The sequence below is a fragment of the Butyricicoccus pullicaecorum genome, assembly GCF_002160355.1.
Classification (GTDB): Bacteria; Bacillota; Clostridia; order Oscillospirales; family Butyricicoccaceae; genus Butyricicoccus; species Butyricicoccus pullicaecorum.
Map to the genome: position 1 here is coordinate 122,435 of NZ_NFKK01000001.1, position 16,021 is coordinate 138,455.

Sequence of the window (16,021 nt, forward strand, 5' to 3'; positions counted from 1 at the left end):
ACAAGCGCTCAAATCCTCACTATCATCAAAATATCTTGAGACAGGTGAGGAGGCGAAACCATGGTATTTGAACGGCTTTGTGAGCTGCTCAGCGAGCAGTTCGGTGTAGAACCGGAAACGATCACGCTGGAGACTTCCTTTGAAGAAGATCTGGGTGCAGATTCGCTCGATCTTGTCGAGATGATGATGGCCCTGGAGGAAGAATTTGACGTGGGCGAGATCGGTGAGGAAGCCGCACGCTCGATTCGAACGGTCGGCGATGTGGTCGATCTGATCGGCGCTCAGGACGACGAATAAAAAACGGGCCGGGACCTGCGGGTTCCGGCCTTGTAATCCAAAAAATACGAGGAAAATAGAAAGGGAGACGTTATGTTACAGGATCGAATCGGCTACCGATTCCGCAATCCGGCTCTGTTTCGCAAGGCGATGACCCATTCGTCTTACGCCAACGAGCAGCGTATGCGGCATTTGCAGAACAATGAACGGCTCGAGTTTCTCGGCGATTCCGTACTCGGCTTTGTCACAGCCGACTATCTTTACAACCACTTCCCCGAACTGCCCGAAGGTCAGCTGACCAAGCTGCGCGCGGCGGTGGTATGTGAACATGCACTGTATGAAATCGCCCAGGAGCTTGGCATTGACAAGGAGATCTGCCTGGGTCACGGCGAGGAGCAGGGAGGCGGCAGACAGCGCCCGTCCATCCTGGCAGATGCGGTCGAGGCACTGCTCGGCGCAATCTACCTCGACGGCGGCATCGAGCCTGCCCGCGCATTTGTGCTCAGCTTCATCCCGCGCAAGGCCGAGGAAGCACGCAAGGGCGGTGCGTTCACCGACTACAAGACCCAGCTGCAGGAGATCGTGCAGAAAAACCGTCAGGAGACCCTCGAATACCGTCTGGCAGGCGAGAGCGGCCCCGATCACGCCAAGGTGTTCACCATGGAGCTGCTGCTCAACAGCAATGTTTTCGCGCAGGGCACCGGTCGGAGCAAGAAGGAAGCCGAGCAGATGGCGGCCAAGCAGGCGCTCGAGCTGATGGGCGTACGCAAGGCGTAAACAGGAAAAAAGCTGCAAAAGACCAGCCAAAACGGTTGGTCTTTTTTCGTGTATCGTTCTGTATGGTGAAATGCGAATCGGTCAAGTCCGGGCAAAGGTTTTGAACAAACCGCAAAATATGCCGTCTGCGCATTGCTTCACCGGTCGATTGGTGATAAAATTATACTAACTGAAACTATACCTGTATGGGGTTATTGCATGATATTAAAAAGTTTGATCCTTCAGGGATTCAAATCCTTTCCTGACCGCACCGAGATCCGCTTCGCCGGTGGACTGACCGCCATCGTTGGCCCCAACGGCAGCGGCAAGTCCAACATCTCGGACGCCATCCGTTGGGTGTTGGGTGAACAGTCCACCCGCAGCCTGCGCGGCGCCAAGATGGAAGACGTCATCTTCAGCGGTACCCAGAAGCGCCGACCGGTCGGCTTTGCCGAAGTGTCGCTGATTCTGGACAATGCCGAGCATGTTTTTCGCTCGGATTATACTGAGATCATGGTCACCCGGCGGTATTACCGCTCGGGCGAGAGTGAATATGCACTGAATAAAAAGCCCTGCCGTCTCAAGGACATCCACGAACTGTTCATGGATACCGGCCTGGGACGGGACGGCTACTCCATCATCGGACAGGGACGCATTGACGAGATTCTGTCGCTCAAAAGCGAGGATCGCCGCGAAATCTTTGAGGAAGCGGCTGGCGTGACCAAGTTCCGCTATCGCAAGGAGGAGGCCACCCGGCGGCTGGAAGCCACCGAGGACAATCTGGTACGCATCCGGGATGTGTATACCGAGCTGGAAAATCAGGCAGGGCCGCTCAAAGAGCAGGCCGATAAGGCACAGCAGTATCTCAGCCTGCGCGATGAGCTGCGCGCACTCGAGGTGTCGCTGTGGCTCGAACGTCTGACCGGTCTGCGAGGCGAGATGGACAAGAACCAGACTGATGCCGCACAGTGCAGCGCGCAGCTGGATGCCGCCAAGAGCGCGCAGGCCGAGCTGTACGCACAGTCCGAGCAGCTGACAAATGCGCTGCACCGTGCCGATGCCGCAGCCGACGATCTGCGCCAGCAGATTCGCACGGCCGAGCAGAGCTGCGCCGATCTGGCCAGCCGGTGCGCGGTGCTTGAGGCCAATCTCAAAAATAACGCAGACAACATCGAGCGCGCTCGCCGCGAGTGCGCCAGACAGAATGAGCAGGCGGGCACGCTGGACGCGCAGACCGCCGAACATGCCGCACGGCAGGCCGTCCTGCAAGCGGCGTATGAGGGATATATCGACACACTGCGCGATTTAGAGGCGCAGGAAGCAGATGCCCAGCAGCAGGCCGAGACGCTGCGGCGTGAGCGGGAAGCCTTGCAAATCCGTCAGGATGCGCAGGAAAAGGCGCGCTTTGCCGCCGAACTCGACCGTACCGCGGCGCAGACCGGACTTTCGGGCATGGACAGCCGCAAGGGCAATATTGCACAGGACATCGAACAGGCCGAGCAGCAGCTCGAAACCGAGCAGCAAGCCCTGCTTGCCGAGCAAAATGCGCTGGATGCCTGCTGTCAGGCGCTGGAAATGGCGGAAAATCAGCTGGCAGGCGTGGCGCGCAAGGCTGAGATTCGACAGAAGAAGGTCGAAGAGCGTACCGCAGCGCTGGCAGCTGTGACCGCAGAGGTCACCGACACCGGCAACCGTATCCGCATGCTGCGCGAGATGAAGCGCGATTACGAGGGCTTTTCGCGTGCGGTCAAGCGCATCATGCAGCAGGCCGACAGCGGTCGGATGACCGGCATTCATGGCCCGGTGTCCGAGCTGATTACCGTATCACCTAAGTTTATCACAGCGATCGAAACGGCACTGGGTGCGGCGGCGTCCCATATTGTCGTGGACACGCCGCAGGACGGCAAGCGGGCGATTGAGTACCTCAAACGCACCGACGGCGGCCGCGCTACTTTCTTGCCGCTCGATACCATCCGTCCTATGAGTCTCAAGGAGAGCGGACTGGAAACCTGTCCCGGTGTGTGCGGTACGGCCGATCAGCTGGTTGAAAGTTCGGCTGCATATCGTGCCGTTGTGCAGAACCTGCTTGCGCGTACGGTCGTGGCCGAGGACATGGACGCGGCGCTGAACATTGCGAAAAAATACCACAACCGTTTCCGTATCGTCACTTTGGACGGCCAGACCATCCAGGCAGGCGGTGCGATGACCGGCGGTTCGATGTCCAAATCGACCGGCGTGCTGGCGCGTGAGTCCCAGCTGCACACGCTGGAAACCAAGGCCAAAGAGCTGGAGCAGACCAGACAGCAGGCCGAGCAGGCGGTACATACTGCCAAAAGTGAGCTGGCCGCGGTTGAGTATGACCGCCGTGCCATCGAGGGCGAACGCGCGAACCAACAGCAGGAGCACACGCGCTTGCAGACGGTGGTCGCACAGCGCGGTGCCAAGGTGGACAGCCTGCGCACCCGATTGGAAGGTTTCCGACTCGAGCGCGACAATTTGGACGCAGCCCGGGCACAATATGAGCAGGCCATCGCGGACACCGAACAGCGGTTGTCCGATTGTGCGGCGGCGCTCGCGCAGATTGCCGCCGAACGGCAGACGCTGGACGAGCGCCAGAATGCCTGGGAGGCTGCGCACGACGACTGCATCATGCAGATGCAGCAGGTACGCACCGCGCAGGCGGAAAATCGTACCGAATTTGCCGCCGAACAGCGTGCGGCTGAAAATCTGGAACGTCTGCGCAGTGAAATGGCGGCTGGACTGAATGCGAGCGAGCAGGCAGTCGTGCGATTTGAGCAGGAAGCCGAGCAGATGCGGCAGCAGCTGGCCGAAGCACGGCAGATGCAGCAGGACGGCGGACAGGATCTTGACCGTCTGCACGAGCTGTTGCGGGCGCAAAGCGACCAGCGCATGCGCATCGAGGCCGAGCGCACCAAGGTCGACCGGCAGGCGCAGAGCCGAAACGATGAGATTTTGTCGCTCGAGCGGGAAAATGGTCGCTTGACGGCACTGGGCGTGCAGCTGAAAAACGAGGAGACCCAGATCTTGGATAAGATGTGGGAGACTTACGAGCTGACACCGACCCCGGCGGAAGCCATTCGGATCGAACTGCCCGACCCGGCCGCGGCGCGCAGTCAGGCCGATACGCTGCGCACGCAGATGCGCACGCTGGGCAACGTCAACTTGGACGCGCCGCAGGCTTACGCTGCGCTGACCGAACGCTTTGAATTCCTGCGCACGCAGAAGGACGATCTGGAGACCGCGCAGCGCGAGCTGCAAAAGGTCATTGACGAGCTGACCGTGCGCATGAAGGAGATTTTTGCCTCGGAGTTTGCCAAGCTCAACCACTATTTCGGTGAGACCTTCACCGAGATCTTTGGCGGCGGTCATGCCGAATTGCAGCTGGCCGACACCTCAGATATCCTAAACTGCGGCATCGACATCAAGGTCAGCCCGCCGGGCAAGGCGGTCAAGACCATCACCCTGCTGTCGGGCGGTGAAAAGGCATTTGTCGCCATCGCGCTCTACTTTGCCATCCTCAAGGTGCGTCCGACACCGTTCTGTGTGCTCGACGAGATCGAGGCCGCACTGGACGATGTGAACGTCGCCAGATACGCGCAGTATCTGCGCCGCCTGTCGGGTGCGACCCAGTTCATCGCCATCACGCACCGACGCGGTACGATGGAGGAGGCCGACATGCTCTACGGCGTGACCATGCAGGAGCAGGGCGTGTCGCGTATGCTGATGCTCAATCTGGCCGAGGCCGAGCGCAAATTCCAGGGGACTATCGCTTAAAAATATCCGTAAAGGAGTAAAAATATGGGATTTTTTGATAAGATCAAGCAAGGACTCAAGCGCACCACCGACGCGGTGAGCGAGCAGTTCAGCGACATCATGAGCACCTTCGTCAAGATCGATGCCGACTCGCTCGAGCAGCTCGAAGAGGCGCTCATTCTGTCCGACATCGGCGCGACGGTCGCAGCCGAGGCCACCGAGAAGGTGGAAGACATCGCAAAGCATCAGCGCATCGATACCCCGCTTGCGCTGCGCTGTGTACTCAAGGACGTGCTGTCCGACATGATGGACCACGACACCGAGCTGCATCTGGACACCAAGCCGGCGGTCATCCTGGTCATCGGCGTCAATGGCGTGGGCAAGACCACGTCCATCGGCAAGATTGCTTCCCGCTATGTGGCAGAGGGCAAGAAGGTCATGCTGTCGGCAGCCGATACCTTCCGCGCAGCGGCAGCCGATCAGCTCGAGATCTGGGCCAAGCGCGCAGGTGCCGACATCGTGCGCCACGGCGAGGGTTCCGACCCGGCAGCGGTTGTTTTTGACTCGATCGCGGCAGCCAAAGCACGCGGCTCGGATGTCATCATCATCGACACCGCAGGCCGTCTGCACAACAAGCAGAACCTGATGAACGAGCTGGGCAAGATTGACCGCATCATCGACCGTGAGCTGCCCGGCGCAGCACGCGAGACCCTGCTGGTGCTGGATGCCACCACCGGTCAGAACGCGGTCTATCAGGCTGAGTCGTTCAACAAGGTGGCAAAGCTCACCGGTATCATCCTGACCAAGCTCGACGGCACGGCCAAGGGCGGTATCGTGGTTGCCATCTCGGCAGGTTTGGGTGTCCCGGTCAAGCTGGTCGGTGTCGGTGAGGGCATCGACGACCTGATGGACTTTAATCGTTCGGAATTTCTGGAGGCGCTGCTGCCTCCCGTGGAGGATATGGAATCATGACAAGGCCAGACGGAAGACGCGCAGACGAGATGCGCCCCATTCAGATCATCAAGGATTTCACCATGCATGCAGAGGGATCGGTACTGATTTCCTGCGGCAACACTAAGGTTATCTGCAACGCGACGGTCGAGGAGAAGGTACCACCCTTCCTCAAAGACACCGGCCTTGGCTGGGTCACCGCCGAGTATTCCATGCTGCCGCGCGCGACCAACACGCGCTCGCCGCGTGACATTTCCAAGCTCAAGCTCAATGGCCGCTCGGCTGAGATTCAGCGCCTGATCGGACGTGCGCTGCGTGCGGTCGTCGATCGTGAGGCACTGGGCGAGCGTCAGATCGTGGTAGACTGCGATGTTATTCAGGCCGACGGCGGTACGCGTTGCGCGTCCATCACTGGCGGCTATGTCGCCCTGTGGATTGCCTGCAAGAAGCTGGTCGACAGCGGTGTGATTGAAAAAATGCCGCTGACCGACACCGTATCGGCGGTTTCTGCCGGTATTTTCGAGGATGAGGCTGTCCTCGACCTCAATTATGCCGAGGACTCTCACGCGATTGTAGACTGTAACCTCATTATGACCGGCTCGGGCGAGTTCGTCGAGATTCAGGGCACAGGTGAGGGAAGACCGTTCAGCAAGGACGAGCTGACCCAGCTTTTGGCACTGGGCAGCACGGGCAACGCAGTGCTGTGCGCGGCGCAGCGTGCGGCAATGGAGGACTAAATCATGCGGTTTGTATTGGCGTCTCATAACAAGAAGAAACTGGACGAGCTGTCGGCCATTCTGGGTGGACTGGGCATCGAAGTTGTGGCTCTGCCCGACGATGCTCCGGAACCGGCTGAGGACGGCACTACGTTCGAGGAGAACGCGCGGATCAAGGCGCTTGCAGCACATGCACACACCGGACTGCCCGCCATTGCGGACGATTCCGGACTGGAAGTTGACGCACTGGACGGTGCGCCGGGTGTCTACTCGGCACGGTACTGCCCGGGCACGGACAACGACCGCAACCTGTTCCTGCTCAAGAACATGGAGCACATTGACGAGTGCGAGCGGCAGGCGCGTTTTGTGTGCGCAATCTGCTGCGTGCTGCCCGACGGACAGGAAATCAACGTGCGCGGCGAGTGCGAGGGTGAGATCCTGACCGAGCTGCACGGCACGGGTGGCTTCGGCTACGATCCACTGTTCTATGTACGCGAATACGACTGTACGTTTGGCGAGCTGTCCCAGCAGACCAAAAATCAGATTTCCCATCGGGGACGTGCGCTGCAAAAGCTGGCGAACGCCCTGAGCAAACGACTCAAATAATTTACGAAAACAGGAGAAAAATTTATGCTGACCAGTAAACAGCGCGCATATCTGCGCAAGTTATCCAACCCCCTGGCCGTCACCCTGCACATCGGCAAGGATGGCGTGACCGACGGTGTCATCTCTCAGCTCGAGGTTCTGCTGGAGAACCATGAGCTGGTCAAGGGCAAGGTGCTCGAAAACGCGATGCTCACGCCCAAGACCGTATCCGAGGCGCTGTGCGAGGCGACCGGAGCCGACGGTGTACAGTGCATCGGCACCAAGTTTGTGCTGTACCGCCAGTCCTCCGATCCGGACAAGCGCAAGATCGTACTGGAGAAGTAAGCGATGAAGACAGGAGTGCTCGGCGGGACGTTCAACCCGCCGCACAACGGTCATCTGGCCGCGGCAAAGCACGTGCGGGAGGCACTCGGACTGGACCGGGTGCTCTTCATCCCGACCAACCTGCCGCCGCACAAGAAGATTCCCGAGGGCAGCGCGACGGCCCAGCAGCGGTGCGAGATGGTGCGCCTGATGGCCGAGCCGTATGACTGGGCCGAGCTGTGCGACATCGAAGTGCGCCGCGGCGGTGCGAGCTATACGGTCGACACCCTGCACGCGCTGCACGATGCGGGATATGACGACCTGACCCTGATCGTTGGCACCGATATGCTGTTGTCCTTCGACGTGTGCTGGCGTGCACCCGAGGAAATCGCGCGTCTGGCACGTCTGGCCGTGGTCGCACGCGATGTGAACGATCAGCAGGCGCTGCGCGATAAGGCAGAGCTCTTGCGGCACACGATGAACGCAAAAATTTCGCTCATCGATGCCCCGGTGCTTCCGCTCTCGTCGACCGACGTGCGCCGCATCGGCTTCTTTGAACAAATGACCCCGCCGCCGGTTGCGGCATACATCCGGGAAAATCGGTTATATGAAAAATTTCCGAATAAAATGACAGTTTGAAAGGCGGTTTTTGTTATGTTATGTACAGAACTCGAACGACAGTCCATCTTATCTCGTCTGTCCGGCTATCGCTATACTCATACGCTCGGCTGTGAGCGAGCGGCCAAAATGCTCGCTGAACGGTTCGGCGGAGACGTGGAAAAAGCCGCTTTCGCGGCACTGCTGCATGACATAACAAAACGACTTTCTAAAGAAGAACAGTTGTATTTATGCGATAAATACGGTATAATACCCTGTGATATCGAAAAAATCGAGTGGAAAATGCTGCACGGCAAAACAGCCGCCGCCATCGCTCAGCATGAGTACGGCGCACCGCAGGATATCGTCGATGCCATCGCCTGCCATACGACCGGCAAAGCAGACATGACGCTGCTCGACAAAATCATCTATCTTGCCGATTACATCGAGGAAACACGGGATTTTGACGGCGTAGAGCCTGCCAGAGAACTGGCCAAGACCGATATCGATGAAGCGCTGCTGTACTGCTTCGATCAGTCGCTCTACGATCTGCTCAGCCGCGGGAAACTCATCCATCCCGATACCATGGCTGCCCGCAATGCGCTCATTCGGCAAGGCGTACAGCGCAAGTTTGGCGCGGAAGGAAGCGGAGTGTAAAAAGCATGAAGATCTTTGGCAGCAAAGCCAGCAAACGGAGCAAAAAAGACAAGAAGAAGAAAAAAGATGTGTCCGTTTATACCCCTTATGACGGCGATCCGGACTATCATCTGACCGATGTTCAGGACGCTGGAGGAGGCGGGAAAAAGACCAAGGGAAAAGGGAAGAAAAGCAGCAAAAAGAGCATGGTTCTGCTGATTTTTGCCATCATCGCTTTTCTGCTTGCGGGCGCAGCCTTTGCTGCCGTGCACTTTATCAAGCCGCCCGAGATCAAGGTACACGAGAACGACAAGACCATCGTCGACACCGAAAATGGTGACGCGGTGACCGTCGATCCCGGCCAGCGCATCAGCGATTACTTTACCTTCCTCGTGTGCGCAACCGATATCGATGAGACCCGTACCGATAACATGATGGTCGTCGGTTTTGATACCAAGAACCATAAGGTCAATGTACTCAATATCCCGCGTGACGTCATGTGCAACAATAACCGCACGGGCGCGAGCCGCAAGATCAACGCGGCTTACGGTTCGCATCAGGATATTGACAATACCTTAAAGGAAGTTAAAAAAGTCATCGGATTTACACCGGATAAGTATATCGTCGTCAACTTCGACGGCATCGCGCAGATCGTTGACGCCATCGGCGGCATCGATTACAACGTACCGTTTAAGATGATCTACAACGATCCGGTACAGGATCTGTATATCTACTTTGAACCTGGTATGCAGCACATGAACGGCGAGCAGGTCGTTGAGTTCCTGCGCTGGCGTCATAACGATCCCGGTTACACTTATCTGCAGACCGAGGGCTATGACGGCGGCGATGAGAGCCGTATTCAGAAGCAGCAGGAGTTCCTCAAGTATCTGGCCGAGCAGATCTTAAAGCCCGAGAATATCCTCAAGGCAAAGCCCATTGCCGAAGCGGTGTTCAACAATGTAAAGACCGATCTGACTCTGGGTGAGATCGTCTGGATGGCAAATCAGGCCATGCAGGTAGATACCGCAAACATCCAGATGTTTACCCTGCCGGGCTATCCGGCAAGCTCGTATGCAGGCAGCGACGCTTATCTGTCTTTCTTCTTCCCGAACGAGGCAGAGACGCTCGAGCTTGTAAACACCTACTTTAACCCGTATGATAAGCCCATCACGTCGCTGGATGTCATCGAGTCCCCGCCGGACGGCGTACGCCGCGAGAATACCTCGAGCGAGGAAGATGAGTACGATTACAGCGGACAGGAAGAGGCAGACGAGGAGACCGAAGAGCCGGACAGCGAGAGCAGCGGCAGCACGGATACCTCGGATTCGGAGGATAATTCCTCGTCTGACAGCAGCAGCTCGTCGGATAACAGCGATTCGGAGTCGTCGTCCGATTCGGGCAGCGGCGAGGATAGCTCCTCGGATTCCTCGGACAGTGAATCGAGCGGTGGATCGAGCAGCGGCTCGGACACCGGTTCGGACAGCAATACAAGCGGATCTTCTTCGGACGCGGGTTCTGACAGCAGTCAGTCCACCCCGTCCGAGCCGGAGCCCGAGGCTCCGGTCGCAGGAGACCCGGAAGCATAAGATTGATAAAAAGGAGAGCGTAAATGAACGCACAGGAGACAGCAAGATATATCTGTGAGGCGCTTTTGGAGCGCAAGGGCAAGGAGATCGACGTTCTGCACGTTGAGCACCTGACCTCTTTGACCGAGTATTTCGTCATCTGCACCGCGACCTCGACCACCCAGGTTAAGGCGCTGGCAGACAGCGTAGAATATCACCTCAAGTACGACCACGACATCACCCCGCACCACATCGAGGGCTTTGAGTCCTCGACCTGGATTCTGCTCGACTACGGCAGCGTTCTGGTGCACGTATTCGTACCCGAGGCACGCAAGTTCTACAATCTGGAGAACCTGTGGAAGGATGGCACGCCGATTTCGCTCAAGGAGCTGGGCGTGCAGGACGAGGAAGTTCAGTAATTTATTTTAGATTTTGCAGCGGGCGGTACGGGTGAAGCCGTGCCGCCCGATGAAAGCATTGGGGGTTATACCGTTGAATAAGTACGATCACAAGGCTGTCGAAGCAAAATGGCAGCAGATTTGGGACGAGAAGGAATGCTTCGTCGCGCCCAATGATTACACAAAGCCCAAGTTCTATGCGCTGGTCGAGTTCCCGTACCCGTCCGGCATGGGTCTGCACGTAGGCCATCCGCGTTCCTACACCGCGCTTGATATCGCAGCGCGCAAGAAGCGCATGCAGGGCTATAACGTGCTCTACCCGATGGGTTGGGACGCATTCGGCCTGCCCACCGAGAACTTTGCTATCAAGAACCACATTCATCCGGCAGAGGTCACCAAGAACAACGTCGCACGCTTCAAGAGCCAGCTCAAGTCGCTCGGTCTGTCCTTCGACTGGTCGCGTGAGATCAACACCACCGATCCGAACTACTACAAGTGGACCCAGTGGATCTTCCTCCAGCTGTTCAAGAAGGGTCTGGCATACAAGAAGGAGATGGCAGTCAACTGGTGCACCTCCTGTAAGTGTGTTCTGGCAAACGAGGAAGTCGTAAATGGCGTATGTGAGCGCTGTGGCTCCGAGGTTGTCCGCAAGACCAAGAGCCAGTGGATGCTGGCCATCACCAAGTACGCACAGCGTCTGATCGACGATCTGGACGACGTAGACTACATCGAGCGCGTCAAGACCCAGCAGAAGAACTGGATCGGCCGTTCGACTGGTGCTGAGGTCGACTTCAAGACCACCGAGGGCGACACCCTGACCGTTTACACCACCCGTCCGGACACCCTGTTCGGCGCAACCTACATGGTTATCTCGCCCGAGCATCCGGCAATCGAGAAGTGGGCAGACAAGCTGTCTAACATCGAGGATGTTCGCGCTTACCGTGAAGAAGCAGCACGCAAGTCCGACTTCGAGCGTACCGAGCTGAACAAGGACAAGACCGGCGTACGTCTGGAAGGCGTGCGTGCGATCAATCCGGTCAACGATAAGGAAATCCCGATTTTCGTATCGGACTACGTTCTGATGAGCTACGGCACCGGCGCCATCATGGCAGTACCGGCACACGACGACCGTGACTGGGAGTTTGCAAAGAAGTTCGGCTGCGAGATTATCGAGGTCGTAGCAGGCGGCGAGGACGTGCAGAAGGCTGCATTCACCGCAAAGGACGAGACCGGTATTCTGGTACATTCCGGCTTCCTGGACGGCAAGACGGTCAAGGATGCTATCCCGGCGATGATCGCATGGCTGGAAGAGAAGGGCATCGGTCACCAGAAGGTTAACTACAAGCTGCGTGACTGGGTATTCTCCCGTCAGCGTTACTGGGGCGAACCCATCCCGATCGTACACTGTGAAAAGTGCGGTTTTGTTCCGCTGCCCGAAGATCAGCTGCCGCTGACTCTGCCCGAGGTCGATTCCTACGAGCCGACCGAGAACGGCGAGTCCCCGCTGGCTAAGATGACCGATTGGGTCAATACCACCTGCCCGTGCTGCGGCGGTCCGGCAAAGCGCGAGACCGACACCATGCCCCAGTGGGCTGGTTCGTCCTGGTACTTCCTGCGCTACATGGACCCGCACAACGACAAGGAGCTGTGCTCCAAGGAAGCACTGGAGTACTGGAGCCCGGTAGACTGGTACAACGGCGGTATGGAGCACACCACGCTGCACCTGCTGTACAGCCGTTTCTGGCATAAGTTCCTGTACGATATCGGCGTTGTGCCCACCAAGGAGCCCTACGCAAAGCGCACCTCGCACGGCATGATTCTGGGCGAGAACGGCGAGAAGATGTCCAAGTCCCGCGGCAACGTCGTAAATCCCGACGAGATCGTCGAGACCTACGGCGCAGATACCATGCGTCTGTACGAGATGTTCATCGGTGACTTTGAGAAGGCTGCACCGTGGTCGTCCACCTCGATCAAGGGCTGCCGCCGCTTCGTCGAGCGTATCTGGAACCTGTACGAGCAGGTCAAGGACGGCGACGCTTACACCGAGGAGAACGAGACCATTATCCACAAGACCATCAAGAAGGTCGGCGAGGATATCGAGAACCTCAAGAACAATACTGCAATTGCAGCGCTGATGAGCCTGGTCAACCAGTTCTACGACAAGGGCGTCAATCGTGCAGAGTACGAGACCCTGCTCAAGCTGGCAAACCCCTTTGCACCGCACGTCACCGAAGAGCTGTGGCAGATGCTGGGTCATGACACCGTGCTGTCGCTCGAGAGCTGGCCGGTATTCGACGAGTCCAAGACCGTCGAGTCCTCCATCGAGATCGGCGTACAGGTCAACGGTAAGCTCAAGTCGACCGTCAAGCTGCCCATGGACTGCGAGCAGCAGCTGGCAATCGATACCGCACTGGCAGACGAGAAGGTCAAGAATGCCGTTGCCGGCAAGAATATCGTCAAGACCATCGTCGTTAAGAATAAGATCATCAATCTGGTCGTAAAATAAAATTTTGTAAGATCGGATTTCTTTGAAATTTACTCTTGACAGAATACCGGCGATTCAGTATAATAATCTTACGGTTTTATTGGGATGGGTTTGCCCGTTTCAAAGCAAACGGAACCGCCTAATAGAAGCGCAAGCGTTCTGGATATAGCCGAACGCGCGGAGGGAGGGAAAACGATGTCGGAAGTCCATATCAAGGAAAACGAGTCTCTGGACAGCGCTCTGAGAAGATTCAAGCGTTCCTGTGCAAAGGCTGGTGTGCTTTCCGAGCTCCGCAAGCGTGAGCATTATGAGAGCCCGAGCGTAAAGCGCCGTAAGAAGTCTGAGGCTGCTCGCGCTAAGAAGCGTAAGTTCAGATAAGAAAGCTTTCTTGACAACACCGAAGTACATTTCGTACTTCGGTGTTTTGCTTTTTTCCGTTCATAAAATCTTCATAGAACGTTAAAAAATCTGTCATAATTCCGACAAGATTCCGACACAATGTTAAGATACAATAGAGACAGTCAAGAACAAGAGATTTCCCCCATCTTTTCGTTCCTGGCTGATTACCCCAATCCCCCTACTTTTTTCTTACCCCTTCAAAATTGCCTTTCGGCCGTGCATTCCCCCTGTACGGCCGGAGCAAGGCAATGCCAACCCCAGGAGTGACCTACTCCTTTCATGATACCTTTTTCTTTCTATCCCCCTTCTTTTTTCATCCTTACTTTTTGAGTTCAGCGCCCGAGCCGCAAGGTTCGGGCGTTGAACTTTTTTTACGCCCTCGCATACTGTGCGGCAGGGCAGGGAAGGAATATTAGAAAGGTGCAGGATTTGATAGAACATACGGCAAGGAAGGGCAAAAAAGTACATCCCATTTGACAAAAATGGCTGAGATGGCATATAATAGAACCAATTGTGAATCAAAAACAGGAGTAGTGTCATATTATGGCCAAAGCAAAAAACCAATACGGCAACGACAGTATTTCCTCCCTCAAGGGCGCCGACCGCGTGCGCAAGCGTCCGGGCGTTATTTTCGGCTCGGATGGCTTGGAGGGCTGCGAACATTCTGTCTTTGAAATTTTATCCAACTCCATTGACGAGGCGCGTGAGGGCTATGGTCACAAGATCACGGTCACAAGATACGCCGACGGCTCGATCGAGGTCGAGGACATGGGACGCGGTATCCCGATCGAGTGGAACCCCAACGAGGAGCGCTATAACTGGGAACTGGTCTTCTGCGAGCTGTACGCAGGCGGCAAGTACAAGAACAATCAGGGACAGAACTATGAGTTCTCGCTGGGCCTGAACGGTCTGGGCACCTGTGCGACCCAGTATTCGTCCGAATATATGGACGTGACCGTGTGGCGCGACGGATTTGAGTACAAACTGCACTTTGAGAAGGGTGAGAACAAGACCGGTACGCCCGAGGGCTTTATCAAGACCCCGTGCAGCAGCAAAAAGACCGGTACGCGCACCCACTGGCGACCCGACCTTGAGGTCTTTACCGATATCAACATTCCGCTCGACTACTATACGGACGTGCTCAAGCGTCAGGCTGTGGTCAATGCCGGTCTGATTTTCGTTCTGCGCGACCAGAGCGGCAGCAAGTTCGAGACGACCGAGTTCTGCTATCAGAATGGTATCGTGGACTATGTCTCCGAGCTGGCAGGCGAGCAGGCGCTGACCTCGGTGCAGTTCTATCAGGCCGAGCGTCAGGGACGCGACCGCGCAGACAAGGAAGAATACCGCGTCAAGCTGTCGTGTGCGTTCTGCTTCTCGCGAGCAGGCGCGCGCACCGAGTATTATCACAACTCGTCGTGGCTGGAATATGGCGGTGCACCCGATAAGGCCGTGCGCTCGGCCTTTGTCTCGGCTATTGACGCTTACCTCAAGCAGAACAACAAATACCAGAAGAACGAGAGCCGTGTGACCTTCCAGGATATCGCGGACGCACTCATTCTGGTCACTAACTGCTTCTCGACCCAGACGTCCTACGAGAACCAGACCAAGAAGGCCATCACCAACCGCTTTGTGCAGGAGGCGACGACCGAGTTCTTGAAGGAAAATCTGGAGATTTACTTCATCGAGAACAAGGACGAGGCCGATAAGATTGCCGAGCAGGTGCTCATCAACAAGCGCAGCCGTGAGCAGGCCGAGCGTGCCCGTCTGAACATCAAGAAGAAGCTGTCGGGCAGTCTGGACGTGGCCAACCGCGTGCAGAAGTTCGTCGACTGCCGTACCAAGGACACTTCGCGCCGTGAGCTGTACATCGTCGAGGGCGATTCGGCGCTCGGCTCGTGTAAGCAGGGACGTGACTCGGAATTTCAGGCGATCATGCCCGTGCGCGGTAAGATTTTGAACTGCCTCAAGGCTGATTTTGATAAGATTTTTAAGAATGATATCATCACCGACCTCATCCGCGTGCTGGGCTGCGGTGTCGAAGTGCGCACCAAGGCGAACAAAGACCTGTCCGCCTTCGATCTGGCTGGTCTGCGCTGGAACAAGGTCATCATCTGTACCGATGCCGACGTGGACGGCTTCCAGATCCGCACGCTCATTCTGACCATGATCTATCGCCTCATGCCGACGCTCATCGAACAGGGCTTCGTCTACATTGCAGAGTCTCCGCTCTATGAGATCACCTGCAAGGACAAGACCTATTTTGCGTTCGACGATGCCGAAAAGGCGGTCATTCTCAAAAAGCTGGCAGGCAAGAAGGTCAATATCCAGCGCTCCAAGGGTCTGGGTGAGAACGAGGCCGACATGATGTGGGAAACCACCATGAACCCGGCATCCCGCAGACTCATTCGCATTACCCCCGAGGATGCGCAGGCGACCGCAGACATGTTTGAACTGCTGCTGGGCGATAACCTGTCGGGACGTAAGGAGTACATCGCGGAGAACGGTGCACAGTACCTGGATTTCGCGGATATCTCTTAATGCCTGTGTATGAACTGCCGC

The 16,021-nt window shown here is 56.8% G+C and carries 14 protein-coding genes; all 14 read left to right on the top strand.

Annotation, left to right across the window (positions count from 1 at the left end; translation table 11 throughout):
- The first annotated feature begins 60 nt into the window (after window positions 1-60).
- The 14 genes from acpP to B5F17_RS00670 all read left to right on the top strand — a co-directional run bounded on the left by acpP (window position 61) and on the right by B5F17_RS00670 (window position 16,000).
- Entirely contained in the window at window positions 61-297 is a 237-nt protein-coding gene (acpP, locus tag B5F17_RS00605; RefSeq protein ID WP_016148301.1) for an acyl carrier protein, read from the top strand.
- A 72-nt stretch (window positions 298-369) separates the two neighbouring features.
- On the top strand, window positions 370-1,053 hold the full coding sequence (gene rnc, locus B5F17_RS00610; protein WP_087369828.1) for a ribonuclease III: 684 nt from the start codon (window positions 370-372) through the stop codon (window positions 1,051-1,053).
- 198 nt (window positions 1,054-1,251) lie between these two features.
- Window positions 1,252-4,827: a chromosome segregation protein SMC gene (smc, locus tag B5F17_RS00615; RefSeq protein WP_087369830.1), complete on the top strand. Its 3,576-nt coding sequence runs from the start codon at window positions 1,252-1,254 to the stop codon at window positions 4,825-4,827.
- A 24-nt stretch (window positions 4,828-4,851) separates the two neighbouring features.
- Window positions 4,852-5,778 carry a signal recognition particle-docking protein FtsY gene (ftsY, locus tag B5F17_RS00620; RefSeq protein ID WP_016148298.1) on the top strand — a complete coding sequence of 309 codons (927 nt, stop codon included), beginning with the start codon at window positions 4,852-4,854 and terminating at the stop codon, window positions 5,776-5,778.
- Window positions 5,775-6,494 carry a ribonuclease PH gene (rph, locus tag B5F17_RS00625; protein ID WP_087369832.1) on the top strand — a complete coding sequence of 240 codons (720 nt, stop codon included), beginning with the start codon at window positions 5,775-5,777 and terminating at the stop codon, window positions 6,492-6,494. The genes ftsY and rph overlap by 4 nt, the downstream gene beginning before the upstream one ends.
- A 3-nt stretch (window positions 6,495-6,497) precedes the next feature.
- Complete coding sequence (gene rdgB / locus B5F17_RS00630; protein WP_087369834.1) at window positions 6,498-7,079, top strand: RdgB/HAM1 family non-canonical purine NTP pyrophosphatase; 582 nt, start codon at window positions 6,498-6,500, stop codon at window positions 7,077-7,079.
- Between the two features lie 24 nt (window positions 7,080-7,103).
- On the top strand, window positions 7,104-7,403 hold the full coding sequence (locus tag B5F17_RS00635; RefSeq protein WP_016148295.1) for a YhbY family RNA-binding protein: 300 nt from the start codon (window positions 7,104-7,106) through the stop codon (window positions 7,401-7,403).
- Window positions 7,404-7,406: 3 nt separating this feature from the next.
- On the top strand, window positions 7,407-8,021 hold the full coding sequence (gene nadD / locus B5F17_RS00640) for a nicotinate (nicotinamide) nucleotide adenylyltransferase (protein ID WP_087369836.1): 615 nt from the start codon (window positions 7,407-7,409) through the stop codon (window positions 8,019-8,021).
- 15 nt (window positions 8,022-8,036) lie between these two features.
- Window positions 8,037-8,636, top strand: a complete 600-nt coding sequence (gene yqeK / locus B5F17_RS00645) for a bis(5'-nucleosyl)-tetraphosphatase (symmetrical) YqeK (protein ID WP_016148293.1) — start codon at window positions 8,037-8,039, stop codon at window positions 8,634-8,636.
- A 5-nt stretch (window positions 8,637-8,641) separates the two neighbouring features.
- Window positions 8,642-10,201, top strand: a complete 1,560-nt coding sequence (locus B5F17_RS00650; protein WP_087369838.1) for an LCP family protein — start codon at window positions 8,642-8,644, stop codon at window positions 10,199-10,201.
- Between the two features lie 23 nt (window positions 10,202-10,224).
- On the top strand, window positions 10,225-10,599 hold the full coding sequence (gene rsfS, locus B5F17_RS00655; protein ID WP_016148291.1) for a ribosome silencing factor: 375 nt from the start codon (window positions 10,225-10,227) through the stop codon (window positions 10,597-10,599).
- Window positions 10,600-10,648: 49 nt separating this feature from the next.
- The gene (gene leuS / locus B5F17_RS00660) at window positions 10,649-13,084 is read left to right on the top strand and encodes a leucine--tRNA ligase (RefSeq protein ID WP_040332869.1); all 2,436 of its coding nucleotides are present in this window, start codon (window positions 10,649-10,651) and stop codon (window positions 13,082-13,084) included.
- A gap of 174 nt (window positions 13,085-13,258) precedes the next feature.
- Window positions 13,259-13,441 carry a 30S ribosomal protein S21 gene (gene rpsU, locus B5F17_RS00665; protein ID WP_016148289.1) on the top strand — a complete coding sequence of 61 codons (183 nt, stop codon included), beginning with the start codon at window positions 13,259-13,261 and terminating at the stop codon, window positions 13,439-13,441.
- Between the two features lie 564 nt (window positions 13,442-14,005).
- Window positions 14,006-16,000, top strand: a complete 1,995-nt coding sequence (locus B5F17_RS00670) for a DNA gyrase/topoisomerase IV subunit B (RefSeq protein ID WP_087369840.1) — start codon at window positions 14,006-14,008, stop codon at window positions 15,998-16,000.
- Window positions 16,001-16,021 lie beyond the last annotated feature (21 nt).